Consider the following 249-nt stretch of genomic DNA (forward strand, 5'->3'; position numbering starts at 1 on the left):
AGGTGCTCTTGGCTGCGACAAGCCCGTCTTCTGGGTGGATGAGAACGACGCCCCGCCGGCGGACATCCCGCAGGCGGTCACACCGGAGATCCTCGCCGAGCTCGCCTATGCCGAGATCCGTGTTCCCTCGACGGAAGTGGACCTCGCACCGGAGGGCACGACAAAGGTGAACCTCCCCACCTGGGCATGGCTGGACGCGGCGCAGTTCCAGCCGGTGTCGGTGACGGCCTCGGTGCCGTTGCTGGGCAT

At 67.5% G+C, this 249-nt stretch carries 1 pseudogene; it reads left to right on the top strand.

Annotated features, from left to right (window positions below):
- Nucleotides 1–249: pseudogene (locus tag J0695_RS43195) on the top strand (hypothetical protein); the annotation flags it as partial.

It is taken from the genome of Streptomyces beijiangensis (assembly GCF_017315755.1).
In the GTDB taxonomy this organism is placed as follows: domain Bacteria; phylum Actinomycetota; class Actinomycetes; order Streptomycetales; family Streptomycetaceae; genus Streptomyces; species Streptomyces beijiangensis.